Origin of the sequence: Actinomadura miaoliensis, from assembly GCF_039536785.1 — a bacterium.
Lineage (GTDB): Bacteria > Actinomycetota > Actinomycetes > Streptosporangiales > Streptosporangiaceae > Spirillospora > Spirillospora miaoliensis.
The window spans coordinates 81,118-95,680 of record NZ_BAAAZG010000080.1 but is presented as its reverse complement, the minus strand read 5'-3'; the positions used below and the strand labels follow the sequence as shown (position 1 = coordinate 95,680).

Annotated in this window: 17 protein-coding genes; 7 read left to right on the top strand and 10 right to left on the bottom strand. The window is 69.7% G+C overall.

What is annotated here, in order from left to right; all coding sequences use genetic code 11:
• Window positions 1-181: 181 nt before the first annotated feature.
• The gene (locus tag ABD811_RS41525; protein ID WP_344958864.1) at window positions 182-865 is read left to right on the top strand and encodes a FadR/GntR family transcriptional regulator; all 684 of its coding nucleotides are present in this window, start codon (window positions 182-184) and stop codon (window positions 863-865) included.
• Window positions 866-1,099: 234 nt separating this feature from the next.
• Here ABD811_RS41525 and ABD811_RS41520 read toward each other — a convergent pair whose 3' ends face one another.
• From ABD811_RS41520 to ABD811_RS41505, 4 genes are all read right to left on the bottom strand, one after another.
• A complete protein-coding gene (locus tag ABD811_RS41520) occupies window positions 1,100-1,483 on the bottom strand; it encodes a DUF1636 family protein (RefSeq protein WP_344958862.1) in 384 nt (127 codons plus the stop codon).
• A 67-nt stretch (window positions 1,484-1,550) separates the two neighbouring features.
• Complete coding sequence (locus tag ABD811_RS41515; RefSeq protein WP_344958860.1) at window positions 1,551-2,792, bottom strand: metal-dependent hydrolase family protein; 1,242 nt, start codon at window positions 2,790-2,792, stop codon at window positions 1,551-1,553.
• A gap of 50 nt (window positions 2,793-2,842) precedes the next feature.
• A complete protein-coding gene (locus ABD811_RS41510) occupies window positions 2,843-3,625 on the bottom strand; it encodes an alpha/beta fold hydrolase (protein ID WP_344958858.1) in 783 nt (260 codons plus the stop codon).
• 3 nt (window positions 3,626-3,628) lie between these two features.
• A complete protein-coding gene (locus ABD811_RS41505; RefSeq protein ID WP_344958856.1) occupies window positions 3,629-4,525 on the bottom strand; it encodes a fumarylacetoacetate hydrolase family protein in 897 nt (298 codons plus the stop codon).
• Window positions 4,526-4,668: 143 nt separating this feature from the next.
• On the opposite strand from ABD811_RS41505, the gene ABD811_RS41500 reads away from it, so the two are divergent.
• From ABD811_RS41500 to ABD811_RS41485, 4 genes are all read left to right on the top strand, one after another.
• Window positions 4,669-5,331 carry a FadR/GntR family transcriptional regulator gene (locus ABD811_RS41500; RefSeq protein ID WP_344958853.1) on the top strand — a complete coding sequence of 221 codons (663 nt, stop codon included), beginning with the start codon at window positions 4,669-4,671 and terminating at the stop codon, window positions 5,329-5,331.
• A 544-nt stretch (window positions 5,332-5,875) separates the two neighbouring features.
• Window positions 5,876-6,088 (top strand): hypothetical protein, encoded by a 213-nt coding sequence (locus ABD811_RS41495; protein WP_344958852.1) that lies wholly within the window; start codon window positions 5,876-5,878, stop codon window positions 6,086-6,088.
• A 249-nt stretch (window positions 6,089-6,337) separates the two neighbouring features.
• Complete coding sequence (locus ABD811_RS41490; protein ID WP_344958850.1) at window positions 6,338-6,670, top strand: glyoxalase superfamily protein; 333 nt, start codon at window positions 6,338-6,340, stop codon at window positions 6,668-6,670.
• Between the two features lie 567 nt (window positions 6,671-7,237).
• A complete protein-coding gene (locus tag ABD811_RS41485) occupies window positions 7,238-8,494 on the top strand; it encodes a methyltransferase domain-containing protein (RefSeq protein WP_344958848.1) in 1,257 nt (418 codons plus the stop codon).
• Between the two features lie 112 nt (window positions 8,495-8,606).
• Here ABD811_RS41485 and ABD811_RS44115 read toward each other — a convergent pair whose 3' ends face one another.
• The 4 genes from ABD811_RS44115 to ABD811_RS41470 all read right to left on the bottom strand — a co-directional run bounded on the left by ABD811_RS44115 (window position 8,607) and on the right by ABD811_RS41470 (window position 11,071).
• A complete protein-coding gene (locus ABD811_RS44115) occupies window positions 8,607-8,768 on the bottom strand; it encodes a DUF397 domain-containing protein (protein WP_425549514.1) in 162 nt (53 codons plus the stop codon).
• 68 nt (window positions 8,769-8,836) lie between these two features.
• A complete protein-coding gene (locus tag ABD811_RS41480; RefSeq protein ID WP_344958846.1) occupies window positions 8,837-9,631 on the bottom strand; it encodes a UTRA domain-containing protein in 795 nt (264 codons plus the stop codon).
• 323 nt (window positions 9,632-9,954) lie between these two features.
• Entirely contained in the window at window positions 9,955-10,170 is a 216-nt protein-coding gene (locus tag ABD811_RS41475) for a DUF397 domain-containing protein (RefSeq protein WP_344958845.1), read from the bottom strand.
• Window positions 10,171-10,177: 7 nt separating this feature from the next.
• Complete coding sequence (locus tag ABD811_RS41470) at window positions 10,178-11,071, bottom strand: helix-turn-helix domain-containing protein (RefSeq protein WP_344958844.1); 894 nt, start codon at window positions 11,069-11,071, stop codon at window positions 10,178-10,180.
• Between the two features lie 202 nt (window positions 11,072-11,273).
• Between ABD811_RS41470 and ABD811_RS41465 the strand changes: the two genes are divergently transcribed.
• Together ABD811_RS41465 and ABD811_RS41460 are read left to right on the top strand one after the other, a co-directional pair.
• Window positions 11,274-12,029 carry an ATP-binding protein gene (locus ABD811_RS41465; RefSeq protein ID WP_344958843.1) on the top strand — a complete coding sequence of 252 codons (756 nt, stop codon included), beginning with the start codon at window positions 11,274-11,276 and terminating at the stop codon, window positions 12,027-12,029.
• 237 nt (window positions 12,030-12,266) lie between these two features.
• On the top strand, window positions 12,267-13,148 hold the full coding sequence (locus ABD811_RS41460) for a phosphotransferase family protein (RefSeq protein ID WP_344958841.1): 882 nt from the start codon (window positions 12,267-12,269) through the stop codon (window positions 13,146-13,148).
• A 132-nt stretch (window positions 13,149-13,280) separates the two neighbouring features.
• Here ABD811_RS41460 and ABD811_RS41455 read toward each other — a convergent pair whose 3' ends face one another.
• Both ABD811_RS41455 and ABD811_RS41450 read right to left on the bottom strand, forming a co-directional pair.
• On the bottom strand, window positions 13,281-13,820 hold the full coding sequence (locus tag ABD811_RS41455) for a carboxymuconolactone decarboxylase family protein (RefSeq protein ID WP_344958840.1): 540 nt from the start codon (window positions 13,818-13,820) through the stop codon (window positions 13,281-13,283).
• A gap of 56 nt (window positions 13,821-13,876) precedes the next feature.
• Window positions 13,877-14,455: a TetR/AcrR family transcriptional regulator gene (locus ABD811_RS41450; protein WP_344958839.1), complete on the bottom strand. Its 579-nt coding sequence runs from the start codon at window positions 14,453-14,455 to the stop codon at window positions 13,877-13,879.
• Window positions 14,456-14,563: the final 108 nt, after the last annotated feature.

The window sequence follows — 14,563 nt, the reverse complement described above, 5'->3', positions numbered from 1 at the left end:
GGTCGGGAACGCTTCCACGTGTTCTCCTTGACGAAACCGGTCGACGGACCGGCAGCGTCGACCCCCGCGGCGGGGTGCCGGTCCGGTCAGGCCCCGCCGCGGCGGACGAGAAGCAGACCACGCATCGGCATGCGGGGTACTCTAGCCATCTGTCAGCTTGTCAGACAAGCAGAGGTATACGGTGCTGCGTCCCAGCCCCTTGGTCGACCAGGCCGTCCGGCACCTGCGCGAGCGGATCGCCGCGGGCGACTGGCCGGTCGGCTCCCGGCTTCCCGGCGAGACGACCCTGGCCAGGGAGCTGGGTGTCGGCCGCTCCACCGTCCGCGAGGCCATCCGCGCCCTGGCCGGCGCCGGCCTGGTGCGCACCCGGCAGGGCGCGGGCGTGTTCGTCGTCGCCACCGAACCCGCCGAGGACTTCGCGGCGCGGCTGCGCCGCGCCTCGGTCACGGACGTCTGCGAGATCCGCATGATGGTCGAAATCCGAGCGGCCGAGCTCGCCGCCGAACGCCGTACCGACACCGACCTCGCCGTCATGGACGCCCGCCTGGCCGCCCGCCACGAGGCCGAGGCGGGCGGCGACGACGCCGCGTTCATCGACGCCGACATCGCCCTGCACGTCGCCATCGTCGCCGCCGCGCACAACCCGGTGTTGTCGGACCTGTTCACCACGTTCGTCCCCGTCCTCCGCGACGGCCTGCTCGACCTGGCCGAGCTCGTCAACGTCCACGCGGCCGACGCCACCCACGGCCACGCCGCCCACACCGCCCTCGTCGAGGCGATCCGCGACCGCTCCCCCGCCGAGGCGGCCCGCATCATCCGCACGGAACTCGAACGCACCCTCAACCACCTCGCCCCCAAGCCTTGACGCACCACAGCACAGAGGACGACAACATCGCGGCCATCCCCGACGAGGCCCGTGGTCACCACGGCGTTCCCACTGGGCCGATCCGGCCGCCCACGAACCCGCGCTGCGCCACGCGGACCGCGCCTACCTGATCGCACCGGTGGCCGTGGCCGACCCGCTTCCCCTTGTCGACCCGTTCGCCCGACGAGCGGCCGAGCGAGGGGTGCGCCGCCCGGTGCTGCTCCTCAGCGGACGCTACGGCGACATGCCGCTTGAGGCTGTGTCCCGCGTGGGCACCGCTGTGCGTTTGAAGGTCACCGAGCTGATGTGCTCTGCCAGTTCTGCCGGGATCGGCCAGTCGGCGGGGGTGCCGCTGGTGCTGGCCTCGTAGGCGAGGGCCGCCTGGACGACCGCTTCGGCGTGCTGGACGCCGAGGCCGGTGAAGCGGACGCGGGTCTTGCCCGGACCGTCGACGGCCACGGCCCCGTGATCGGGACACCCGCCCAGGCAGGCGACGTTCCTTACGAGGAGGGTGCCGCCTTGCCGGTGGCGGGCGATGGCGGCGTTGAGCTCGCGGCCGAAGTCGCCCGTGGCGTGGGCGTCGTAGCGGGGACAGGTTCGGCAGATCAGCAGGGGCATCGGGGTTCCAGGTGGCGGATGAGCAGGGCACCGGCGCGAGCCGCCGGTGCCCTGCGGTCGGTGGCTGTCAGGCGTCGGCCGGTTGCCGCTCCTTGTGGAAGCGCCCGTCCTTCATGATGTAGTGCAGCCTGTCCTGGTCCTGCAGGATGGTGATGTCGGCGAGCGGATCGCCGTCCACCACGATCACGTCGGCGAGGTAGCCGGGCTGGACCTTGCCCAGCTCGTGGGGGCGCATCATGATCTCGCCGCCCAGCGCGGTGGCCGACAGGATCGCCTCCATCGGGGTGAAGCCGAGGCGTTCGACGAAGTGCTGCAGGTCCCGGGCGTAGGTGCCGTGCGGTGTCCAGGCGAAGCCGTAGTCACCGCCGGGCAGGATGCGGATGCCGCGGCGGTGCATCTCGCGCAGCCCCTCGGTGGCGATCTCCAGTTCGCGTTTGTAGCCGACGGCCTCGGCGGCCTCCTGCGGGAATCCGAACGACTCCGCCTCGTAGAGGGTGGCGATCAGCCAGTTGATGCCGGGGGCGACGAACACCCAGTCCTTGTTGGCCTCCAGCATGTCCATGCCCTCTTCGTCGGTGAAGCTGGCGTGGTAGATGATGTCGACGTGGTGGCGCACGCACATCTTGACGCTCTCGGCGCTGCGCGCGTGGGCGCAGACGCGCCTGCCGCGACGGTGGGCCTCGGCGACGGCGGCGGCGACCTCCTCGTCGGAGAAGTAGGTGTCCTCGGCGCGCTGTGAGCCGGTGATCTCCTCACCGGTCATGGACAGCTTGATCTGGTCGACGCCCAGATCGATCAGCTCGCGGACGACCTTGCGCATGCCCTCGGGACCGTCGGCGAACTTGGTGATCGACTTGACCAGCGCGCCGCCGGTGACGGCGATCTCCGGGCCGTTGGCCAGGTACCTCGGGCCGGGGATGCGGCCGGCGTTGATCGCGTCGCGGCACACCACGTCCAGGCGGTCCTTGGCGGAGGCGGCGCCCACGCACATCGTGTAACCGGAGTCGAGGTAGGTGCGGGCGGACTCGAGGCAGAACAGCAGGTGCTCCTCGACCGGCAGGGTGCCCAGGCCGTCCAGGTCCGCGCTGTTGTTCCAGCTGAAATGGGTGTGCGCGTCGCACAGCCCGGACATCAGGGTGCGGCCGCGGCCCTCGATCACCCGGGCGCCCGCGGCATGCGCGGGGTCGACCGCGCCCACGGCGGCGATGCGGTCACCGTCGATGAGCACGTCGCCGGGGTAGGGGTCCGCACCGGTGGAGTCGAGGATCCGGACGTCGCGGAAGAGGGTCCTGTGGGGTGGGATGGGCATGGCAATGCTCCTGACGGTGACGGCACCAGGCCCTGGTGCCGTAGGTGGTTCTAGAGGAAGTTCAGGAGATGGTCGGTCGTGGGGCGGGCGGCCTCCAGGGCCGTCCAGTGGCCGACACCGGGCAGGATCTCCACCGTGGCCTTGCCGTGGACGTCGGCGAGTTCCCGGCTGGCCTCCGGCGGCCCCACCTTGTCCTGGTCGCCGGTGACCAGCAGCAGCGGCAGCGCGGGGTCGATCGGGCCCGGGTCGGTGGCCGCCGCCAGGGCCTCGCAGTTGCGCGCGTAGCCCTCGGGGTCCTGGCGCATGACGAGCTCGCGGACGAAGGCGGCGACCTCGGGACGGTCGCGGCGGGTCTGCTCGGACAGGGCGTTGGCGACGACACCGGGCGCCACCGCGGCCGTGCCCCGCTCGCGCAGTACGGCCGCGCGGTCGCGCTGGGCCTGCCGTGCCGCCTCGTTCGGCACCCTCACGGCGCCGAGCAGCACCAACGCGGAGACCTTGCCGGGATGGCGGGCGGCCAGCGCGCGGACCACCAGAGTCCCCATCGAGTGCCCGACGACGGCGGCCGAGGGCACGTCCAGTTCGTCGAGGACCGCGGCCAGGTCGTCGGCGTGGCTTTCGATGCTGATGTCCGCGGCGAGGGGCGAGCGTCCCGCCCCCGCCGAGTCGACGCGGATGACCTGGAAACGCTCGGCCAGGGCGTCCGCCTGCACCTGGTAGAAGTTCGAGGTGCCGCCCAGGCCGTGGACCATGAGGACCGGCGGGCCCTGCCCCTCGACCTCGACCGCCAGTGTCCTGCCGTTGATGTTCACGTTCGCCTCTCTGCTCGTCATCGTTCAGCCGACGCGGTTGCGCAGCGTGCCCAGCCCGGTGATCGTCACCTCGACCACGTCGCCGGTGGCCAGGAACCTGGGCGGGTCGAAGCCGATGCCCACTCCGGCCGGGGTGCCGGTGGCGATCAGGTCGCCGGGCAGCAGGGTGATGCCGGCCGAGATCGTGGCGATCAGCTCCGGGACGTCGAAGATCAGGTCCTTGACCGGAGCGCTCTGCCGCGGCTCTCCGTTGACCGTGGTCTCGACCCGCAGGGCGGTCACGTCGGTGATCTCGTCCGCGGTGACCGCGTAGGGGCCCATGGGGCAGTGGGTGTCCAGCGACTTGCCCAGCAGCCACTGCTTGTGGTCGCGTTGCAGGTCGCGAGCCGTCACGTCGTTGACGATCGTGTAGCCCCACACGTGGTCGAACGCCCGCTCCCGGGAGATGCCCCGTCCGCCACGGCCGATGATCACACAGAGTTCGCCCTCGTAGTCGAGCTCCGCGGTCACCCCGGCATGCGGATCGATGTCGGCGCCGGGGCCGGTGACCGACGTCGTCGCCTTGCTGAAGATGATCGGCTTGTCCGGCAGGTCCTCGGAACGGGCGGGGGTGTCGTAGCCGCTGCGTCCGAACTCCACCGCGTGGTCGCGGTAGTTCTTGCCGACGCAGAACAGATCGCGACGGGGAACGGGGATCGGCGCCAGCAACTCCACCGAGTCCAGGGACAGGGTGGGCTGGTCACCGGCCGCGTCCCGCAGCACCGGCCCCAGCTCCTCCCACCCCTCGATCAGCTCCGGCATCCCGGTGCCGGGCGGGAGCAGGACGGTCGCGTCATGGACGATCCGGCGCTCGCTGTCAACGACGCCTACGCGCCGTTCGGTCCCGGCGGAGTCCGCGGGGCGGAAGGTCACCAGCTTCACAGGGTTGAACCAATCTGAACCAAACGAACCAATGTGACGACCGCAACTGTATGACCCGATCGTTCCCGCTGTCGAGAGGCTGCCGGGTGGAGTTTTGCCGGGCACAATTGGTCTACATTGGTTCAGGCGGGTACCATGGCGCGGTGATCACAGTGGAGCAGTCGCTGCGGACCCTGCTGCGTGAGGGCCTGCGTAGTGGCGCGCTGGGGCCCGGCGCCAAGCTGCCCACCGAGCGCGCCCTGGTCGAACGCCTTGCCGCGCCCCGCAGCGCCATCCGCCGCGCCCTGGGCGTGCTGGAGCAGGAGGGGCTGGTCGTCCGCCAGGTCGGACGCGGCACCTTCCTGACCGAGGCCGCCATCCCGCCGGACGAGGTCGCCCCGGCCGACACCAGCCCCGCCGAGATCATGCAGGTCCGGCTGCTGATCGAGCCTCCGGTCGCGGCGCTGGCCGCCCGCGTCGCCACCCAGGCCGACCTGGACCGCATCGCGCACTGTCTCGACCGAGGCGGCCAGAGCGACGACCACCAGGACTTCGAGACGTGGGACACCCGGCTCCACCACGCCATCGCGCAGGCCGCCCACAACGGGCTCCTGATGAGCATGTTCGACGTCATGAACACCGCGCGCAGCCTGCCGATCTGGGGCAGTCTCAAACGCCGCACATCCACGCCCGAGCGCATGCGCTGCTACCACGACGAGCACACCGCCATCGTCGAGGCCCTGCGCGACCGCGACCCCGAAAGCGCCCAGGACGCCATGCGCCGCCACCTGGAGAACGTCGCCGACAATCTCCTGGGACGTCACTGACCGACGCGGGCCTGAGCCTCCGCTTCCGTGCACGTCCAGCACCGCGAACCAATGCGGCGCCATCGATAAGGCCGCCCTCACCCGGACGAGGCTCACCGCCGCGCCCGGCGACCGGCGCTGCTGGATGTCGCCGGTGTCTTGAACCCCCGTACTGGGGTCGCAGGCCGACGCCGCCGGATATACCCGCTGCACCTGCAACCCGCCACCCCAGACCATCTCGCCGTGGCTGAACTCCCAGTAAGGCCAGTGGCTTCACCGAACTCGGTCTCGACCTGGTCTGGTGCACCAGCCGGAAGCACTCCGCCGCCGAGCACACCACGCAACTGATGGGGGCACGCGCCTCGACGGTGCAGGCGGTGGTTCTCGCAGGACACCGCCCGGCAGATCATCACGACACTGGGCACCGCCCACCATTTCGGGCGTAACAGCCGCAGCCATTACTGCCCGTGGTCCAATTAGCGTCCGAGACACCGACCACCCGGACAGGCCAACGAACCGTCCTGGACTCTTGGCGGCAGCATGTCAGGCTGATATCAAGTAGCGCATGGCGAAGTACCGCACCCGCGACGGCCACAAGGTCACCTTCGGGGCAAAAGTCTGGGCCCAGAACGGAACCGGACCGTTCACCATAACGAAACCCGGCCCAGCTTACGGATCGACTCCCAAAGGCTGGGTGCTCATGGTCGGCGGCGGCGAAGAAAGACTCCACGCCCCAGAGGACATCTCGCTCTACTACTACCTCTCCAAACCAGCCTAGCCCTGAAAGCACTGAGCACATAATGGACATGCGCGGTGTGGGTGGTTCCGGACAGATGAATGGCCCGCACCTGCCGCCGCTCCCGCCGTAAAGCCTGGCCGACGCCCATTATTTAGCCCGGCGGCATCCGCCGGACCTCGATGCTCGCCACGTCGGCCGTCGCCGACAGTTCCGGAACGAAGTCGCAGTAAGCGGTCCCAGTGCCGCATCAGGCAACGTCCGCCCTGGGCGGTCTGCGACGATGGCGCCATGGACGAGGAAGTCATTCCCATTCTTCGCGTTGCGGATGCTGCGGCGGCGGTTGCCTGGTACGAGCGACTGGGCTTCGCCAAGCAGTGGGAACACCGCTTCGAACCGGGACTTCCCGCGTTCGTCGAGGTCGCCCGGGGCGGGGTGCGATTGTTCCTGTCGGAGCACAAGGGCGATGCCCGCCCCGACACGTTGGTCTACCTCCGCGTTCGTGACGTCGAGGCCATCGCCTCCGAGTTCGGTGTGAAGGCGCAGGACGCTCCGTGGGCACGCGAGATTGAACTGCGCGACCCTGACGGCAACCGGCTTCGGATCGGTACGCCGACGGAATGACACTCGCCGGCAACGCGCGGCAGGGAGGCTGTGCTCGTGGCTGAGCGAGTACGCGTCCGCGAGATCGACGACGGGGGCGGCGCCTGCTGCGGATCATCCGCCGGGGCAGCGGGTCTGTAGTGACGTGGCGGCTTGGGATCGCGGCTCCGGCGACCTGCATCACGGTGGTGTCCAGGCTCACCATGACGAACCCACCGCCGCGTGACCCCGCTAGGTGGCCGCGACGGCGTGGGCGTGCACGGTCGGCGCCGCAGGGGTGTGCGACACGATGCGGGCCGAACGGAACCCGTCCCCCGCCAGGACCGCGCGCGGCTGTCACAGTTGCGTAGCCCTCATGGTGCGCTCCGTGCTCGTGTGTTTTCCTTCCTGCAAGCCCCCGAGGGACCGCCCCGCGCGACCCGCGACGGCGGCCGTCAGCGCAGCGCCTAGGGCCGTGATCAGCAGTGACGGAGAGGACCCTGTGATGGGCAAGCACGACAACACCGGCGACAGGCACCGTCCCGACAAAGACATTCCCCCGGACAAGAAGGACGACGACAACAGCGGCGGCGGCGGGAAGCGCGGAAAGTGAACACCCCCACCGGCCGTGACCAACTCACCGACCAGACCACCGGGCCGGGGCATACGGCAGCGCCCACGGGACGGCTGATCGACCAGCTGGCCGACCGGCTCGCCGCGGCCGGGGATCTGACCCGGCCCGAGTGGCGGCAGGCGATGCACGCCGCTCCGCGTCACCTGTTCACGCCCGCTCGGGCCTGGTGCGTGCCCGACGGGCCGGGCGTCGCGCACACGATCGACCGGGCCGCCGACCCTCGCGGCTGGTGGGACGGCGCGTACGCCGACGCGGCCATCATCACCCAGATCGCCGACGGCGACGCCGACCCCGCCACCGGGCAGGGGCCGTGGACCTCCTCACTGTCGGCACCTGGAGCGGTCATGACGTTCCTGGAGCTGCTGGCCCCCCGCCCCGGCGACCGGGTCCTGGAGATCGGCACCGGCACCGGATGGACAGCCGCGCTGCTGTCGGCCCGGCTCGGCGACGACCGCGTCACCTCGGTCGAGGTCGATCCCGCCGTGGCCGAGCAGGCGGCGGCCAACCTGCGCGCCGCCGGGTTCACCCCGACCCTGCTCACCGGCGAGGGCGAAGACGGCGCACCCGACGGCGCACCCTACGACCGAGTTCACGTCACCTGCGGCGTCACCACGGTGCCGTACGCGTGGGTGCGGCAGACCCGGCCCGGCGGGGTCCTGGTGTTCCCCTGGATGCCCGAGTTCGCCGGAGGCCACAAGGCCCGCCTGACGGTGACCGGCGACGGCCGCGCCATCGGCCGGTTCCACGGATCGGCCTCGTACATGATGCTGCGCGCCCAGCGCGGCCCCGAACTGCAGGTGCCCGACGAGCCCGCCGGTGTGCCCGGAGTGGAGGAGTCGGTGACGCTGCTGGACCCGCGCACCGTCGTCGGCGACTCCTACGGCGCCGACGTGGCGATCGCCGGGATGCTGCCCGACGTGATGGGCGCCGAACGCTCCACCCGCCCCCACGACGACGGCAGCGACGGCGGAGAAGGCCGCTGGTGCCTGATCCTGGCCGACACCGCCGGGACCTCCTGGGCCTGCTGCCGGCACCGGCCCGGCGCCCGCGAACGCCTCGTCCACCAGGCCGGACCCCGGCGGCTGTGGGACGAGGTGGCCGACGCCTACCTTCGGTGGGTCAGCTGGGGCAGCCCCGGCCGGAACCGGTTCGGGATGACCATCACCGCCACCGGCCAGCAGGTCTGGCGGGACGACCCGACCAACACCATCACCGCCGCATGCCCCCGCTAGGTTTCCACACAGCCATTGGCGCCTTCGCTGCGGCTGCTCTTGCGGAAGACGACTCTGGTGAGATCCACCGTGAGCACTCCGCCCGCCCTTCCACCTGGCGCAGGCGCCAGGCTCAGAGGTCGTAGTTCCCCTGCTTGATCTCCGACACCAGACCGCTCCATGCGCCGCGCGTCACGATCAAGAACGCGCCCTCGGGGTCCTTGGAGTCACGGACCGCGTGACGGTCCCGACCCGTGCAACCCCAACACAGTCCGACTGCGTCGGCAGGCTGCACAAGGGCGTCGCGGAGCGTGGCCCCGGCGGTGACCGGTCCAGCTTGGCGGTTGTGTGACAGGAATGAACTCAGAACTCGTCGAGGCCGCCGACCTGGCCGATAGTGAAGATATGCCGCGTGGCGGCGCAGATCGTCTCCAGCGTGTGCACAGGTGTGCCTTCGGTGGAGTAGGACGCCCGCAGGACCTGCACCACCCACTCGCCCGGGTCCAGTTCCAGCGTGTCGGCCTCGAACCGCGTCGCCGGACGGGCGGTCAGCGTCTCCTCGGCGTGACCGAAGGTGTACCCGAGCGCTTCGATCGCGGCCTGCAGGGACGGCTTGACGAACTCGGGCTCGGCGATGCGCGTGCCGCCGAACAGGTCGGCCCGGAAGTACGACGTGGCGATCCGCACCGGGACGTCGTTGGCGGTCATCATCTTCCGCCGCGCGATGATCTCGTCCCCCGGATTCACCCGCAGGCACGCCGCGACGTGCTCGGACGCGGGTTCGAGGCCGACGTACAGCATGCGGCGCCCGGGCCGGATCCCCTGCCGCTCGGCTTCGGTCATGAAGAGCGACGCCGACCCGCGCGTCGCCGGGTCGGTCGGCAAGGCGCGCTGCACGATGACCTTCGGCCCTTGACTCACCGGCGCCGCCGGCGCCTTGGCCGCGGGGCCCTTGCGCATCTGCGAGACGCGACCGGGCGTGACACCGAGCGCTCTGGCGATCTCCTCCAAGCTGTGCCCCGCCTCCCGAGCCTCGGCGATCGCGCCGCGGCGAATCCGCGCGGCCTCCTCCGTGAGGCCCTGCTGCTCGGTCATGGCGCGACTGACCGCCCGCGCCCGCTCGATCGGATCAGCGATGGTGGCGATATCACGCAGCATCCTCAAGTCCACGAGAGCGACTCGATCCTTCCTGGCGGCCGGTGCGTTCGCGTGCGTTGCGGACCTTCGAAGGCCGCAAGCCGGCGCCCCGGGCGGGGAGCTGTCCGGCCTGCTCTCTACGGTCCCAGAGGTGGCTCCCGATGGTGATGTTTCGTCGCTCCGCCGGGATCCGGCTACCCGGACCAGTTCGGGCAGGCCGACCGGGCGGGTCGCCCAGCAGCGACACAGCCGCCTTCTCTGTGGTTACTCTTAGGGAAGACGACTTTGGTGAGATCCGCCATGAGCACTCCGCCTGCCCTTCCGCCTGGGGCAGGCGCCCAGGCTCAGAGGTCGTAGTTCCCCTGCTTGATCTCCGAGAGCAGAGCTACCCACCGCCCATGGTCGATGGCCAGGTACCCAGCCTTAGGGGCCTTGGAATCACGCACACCACGTGCGCTCCCCAGCCGTGCAACCTCAACGCACTCGCCACCTGAGCTGCCACTGCGAGAACTCTTGCGCCACACAGCACGGCTGTTTTCATGTTCGGTCACGGCCGTCATCTCCTCTTCATGCCAGCCCTGCAGCAACCTTCTCGATGAGGTCGATCGACTCCTCCGGACTCAGGGCATCCGCCCGAAGGGCATCGAATGTCAACCTATGTATCTCGATTTCCGTTGTCTTGTCCATCACCAGCGAGCCGGCACGGTTCTCGACATAGACGTATTCAGCCAGTGCAGCTTCACCAAGATCAAGTGACAGGAAGGTGAAGGCGCCACTCACGGCGGGATGAGCACCGAGGCTGAACGGCAGGACCTGCAGCTTCACGTTTCGCTGACGGGCCTTGGCCGCAAGGACATGGAGCTGCTCGACCATGACCGCGGGGCCGCCGACGTTTCTCCTGAGCACTGCCTCGTTGAGGACGGCCCAGTACTGGACTGGCTCGTCCGTGTCGAGGACCGCTTGGCGAGCGAGCCGTGCGTCGACCCGTCCCTGAACTTCCTTCTCTGAGGGCGGCCGGGGCTCAACTGACAAGATCGCACGGGCGTACGCCGGAGTCTGGAGGAGACCGGGTACCCACTCGCTGGCGTAGACGTTGATCTCTGTGGCCTCGGCCTCCAGGCCAAGGTAGAGCTCGAAGCCAGGGTGCAACACTTCGCCGTACCGCTGCCACCAGCCGCGCTGTCGCGCGGCCTTGGCGAGTTCGGCCAACTCGCGCGCCTCCTCAGGAGTCGCTTCGTAAAGCTCGATGAGCCGTTCGAGCACCCGGGCCGACACGGAACTTTGGCCGGTCTCCATACGACTGACGGTGGAGTCGGTTCGCGCGATGTGACGAGCAGCGTCGTCGGCCGTGATGCCAGCCCGAGTTCGCAGCTCGCGGAGCCGGATGCCGAGCATGATTCGCCGAACAGTCGGACTCTCGGGGCGTGGCATGGCGACACCTCCTCGTTGCTCGGTCGTCATTGTGCTCTCCCATGCACGCTGCGGAGTCGCGATCACCAAAAGGGAAGGAAAGCCTAACCTGTCGTACCTCTATCCCAGATGGGATTGCATCTGGGATTGAACCAGGCCAGCATGAAGCCGTTCCGAACGTCCTGTGACTGAGAAGACACAAAGAGTGATCGAAATCTCGTCTGCTCATGCACGCTGACGGAGGTGGCTCCCGATGGTGATGTTTCGTCCCCCTAACCTGGCCGCGGGTGGTGCGTGCGCCTGGCTGCTTCCGGCCGACGAGCGCGGGCCGGCTGCGGCGCGGTCCTTGCTGCACCAGGTCATGGCCGGGCTCGGTCTGGAGCGCGACCTCATCGAGGACGGCAAGCTCGCGGTGTCCGAGACGGCCACCAACGCGCTGCGGCACGCGCACCCCGAACCGGTCACTGCGGAGACCGCGGACACCGGCCCGGAGCTGTGGATATGGGCGCGGACGGTCCCCGCGCCGCAACTCGTCGTCTCGCTCTTCGACTGCGCCAGACACGCCCTCCCCCACCCCACCGGCACCGAACTGCTGGACGAGCACGGCAAGGGCCTCGACCTCGTCACCGCAGTCACCGCCGACTGGGGAACCGGCCCGTCTCGGTCACGGCTGTCCGCGCAACGCACGCCCGGCAAGACCGTCTGGTTCGCGCTTCCGCTGCCCTTCCGCTGGCCGGGCCGCCACCTGCGCGTCCACCCCGGCACGGCCGCGCAAACGCTCATGCTGAACCTCGGCAAACGCGGCTACACCGGCAGGCGCAGCAGTGACGAGGAAGGCGTCTCCGTCGTGGAACTGCCCGGCCTGAACGTCTGGGTCCTCCCACAGCACTTCTGCTGGCGGCCCGAGCCGGGCCGCTGCGTCCGGCGTCCCCTCATCGATCTCCAGGAGACCGCCGAACTCCTCGTCCGCCACCTGGAAGGCGCCCCCACCTCCACCCCCGCCCCCTGAGCAAGACCCGCCACGACGCCGTCCCCCATCAGTCACCACGCGAGGGCCACCGCCGTTGCGCGCACCGCCCCCTCCCCACGCAGGCGAATGAAATGTGTCCCAGGGAATCCAGCGATTTTGGCGAGAGGACGCGCGGGGTGGAGGTGGTCGGGTTACCGTCGCGGCGATGCGGGCGGCGGGGAGTCCCGTCCAGCAAGTGCAGCCAGTGTTATGCCGGATGCGCGGACGATCCGAGGGGTGCCTGAGGTGAGTGGACTGCACTGGGAGGCCGTTCCCGAAGCGCACCGGGCCGTCATCGAGGCTCGTTGCGGCCAGATCCTCAAGGCCGAGGCCGTCACCGGCGGGCTGATGCCGGGTCTGGCTGCGCGTCTGCACACCGGCGACCGGGCCTTCTTCTTCAAGGGGATCCCAGGCGAGCACCCCGCCGCCCGGCTGTATCGGCGGGAGCGCGACGCCAATCAGGCGATGGGTGACGTCCCCGCGCCTCGGGTGCTGTGGTCAGGCGACTCTGAGGGCTGGGTGTCGCTGGTCTTCGAGCACGTGGACGGGCGGGACGCCGATCTTTCGCCCGGCTCGCCTGACCTTCCCGGCGTTCTGGAGGCAATGAGGCGTGTCAACTCGCGGCACGCCTGGGAGGACGCCCCGCCCGTGGGCGACAACCTGGCCGCGCTCCAGGAGAAAGCCGCCGCTCTGCTGGCCAAGCGGCCGGACGAGCCGCACTGGGCGATGTACGCGGAAGCGGTGGCCGGGTTCTCTCCGGAGGCTGTGACAGGGCCGTCTCTGCTGCACTACGACCCCCATCCCGGCAACTTCCAGGTCACCCGGGCCGGGGTCATGGTGATCGACTGGGCTTTCGCCTGTGCCGGGGCCTCCTGGATCGACGTCGCCTTCCTGGTACCCCGCCTCATCGAGGCCGGGCACAGCCCCGCCCAAGCCGAAGCGTTCGTGGCCGATCATCCCGGCTGGGCCACTGCGTCCGCCGACGCCGTGACCGGGGTCGCGGCGCTGTGGACGCTGTTCCGGGAGTACAAGGCGCTCCATGGCCCGGAAGAGGCGAAGGACTTCCGCGCCCGTGCCGCTCAGGCCGGACGGACTTGGGTCAAGCACCGCTCTCGGTGAGAACACCTTCGTCGGCCCCCGTCGCGCCGTTTCGGCGGGGGCCTGTTCATTTGCGGCCCTGGCACTCTGAATCCGCGGCCGAAGGCCGGAGGGGCCGACCATATAGTCGGCCCCTTCGGCCTTCGGACGGGGTCAGGTCAGGCGTTGGTAGCCGGTTTTGATGAGGTTTTCGGCTACGGCTTCGTACATGGCGGGGTCGTCGGGGGTGGTGGCGGCGAGGCCGTCCACGTAGCGGTTGTACATGCAGAAGGCGGCGGCGATCAGGACGGTGTCGTGGATCTCCACGTCGGTGGCGCCGGCGTCGCGGGCGGCGGCTATGTGCTTGTCGGTGACGTCGCGGCCGCTGCGTTGGACGGCGCCCGCGATGTGCAGCAGGGCGCGCATCTTCGCCGAGACCGGCGCGCTGTCCAGGTCGGCGCGTACCTGGTCGACCAGGGTCATGCCCTCGTCGAGCTGGGCGGCGGCGAAGGCGGCGTGGGAGCGTTCGCAGAAGCGGCACTCGTTGCGGTTGGACACGTAGGCGGCGATCAGTTCGCGTTCGCCGCGCGTCAGGGTGCTGTCGCCGCGCAGCAGTACCTCGGCCAGGGCGTTCAGGGGGCCCGCGGTCTCCGGACGGTAGTGCATCAGGCCGAGGATTCCGGGGGCGTCGTTGTTCAGTTCGATGTGCGCCATGGGCTCTCCTTAGCGGGACGGGTACCCCACGACCGTCTCCGCTCTCGGACGCGAGCTCAAGCCATGGCGATCAGTTGGCGGGCCGTCGTACGGGCCTTGTCGCAGGCGTCGTCCACGTTGCCGAAGGTTCGATTCGAGATGGCGCCTTCGTAGACCAGCAGAAGCTGGTCGGTGAGCAGTCCGGGATCGGCCACGCCGGTCGCTTGCGCAAGTTCGAAGATGCGGTCGCGCAGGGAGCGCTTGTACGAGGTGACCACGGTGCGGGCGGGGTGGTCGGGGTCGGCCAGTTCCGCCATGGCGTTGACGAAGGAGCAGCCGCGGTACCGGGTCTGCGAGGTCGCCCATTCCCTGAGCGCGTCGAAGACGGCGAGGAGGCGGGCGCGGGGGTCGTCCCCGGCCTGCGTGATGCAGCGGTCGAGCAGCGCCTGCCAGCGCACCTCGCGGCCGTCGAGGTAGGCCAGGATCAGCCCGTCCTTGCCCTTGAAGTGCTTGTAGAAGGTCATCCGCGCGACCCCGGCGGCCTCGATCACGCCGTCGACGCCGGTCGAGTTGATGCCGTTGGCGTAGAAGAGCTGGTCGGCGGCTTGCAGGATCCGTTCCCGGGCGGGGGGTGTGCGTCCACTGGCGTCGTCCATGACACGGAACCATATAGAACGTTCTGTCTACCTACAAGACCACGGAACGGTTCAGGATCCCTGACGCGCGGGCACGTCCGGGATCCCTTTCGGTCACGCTCTGCTATG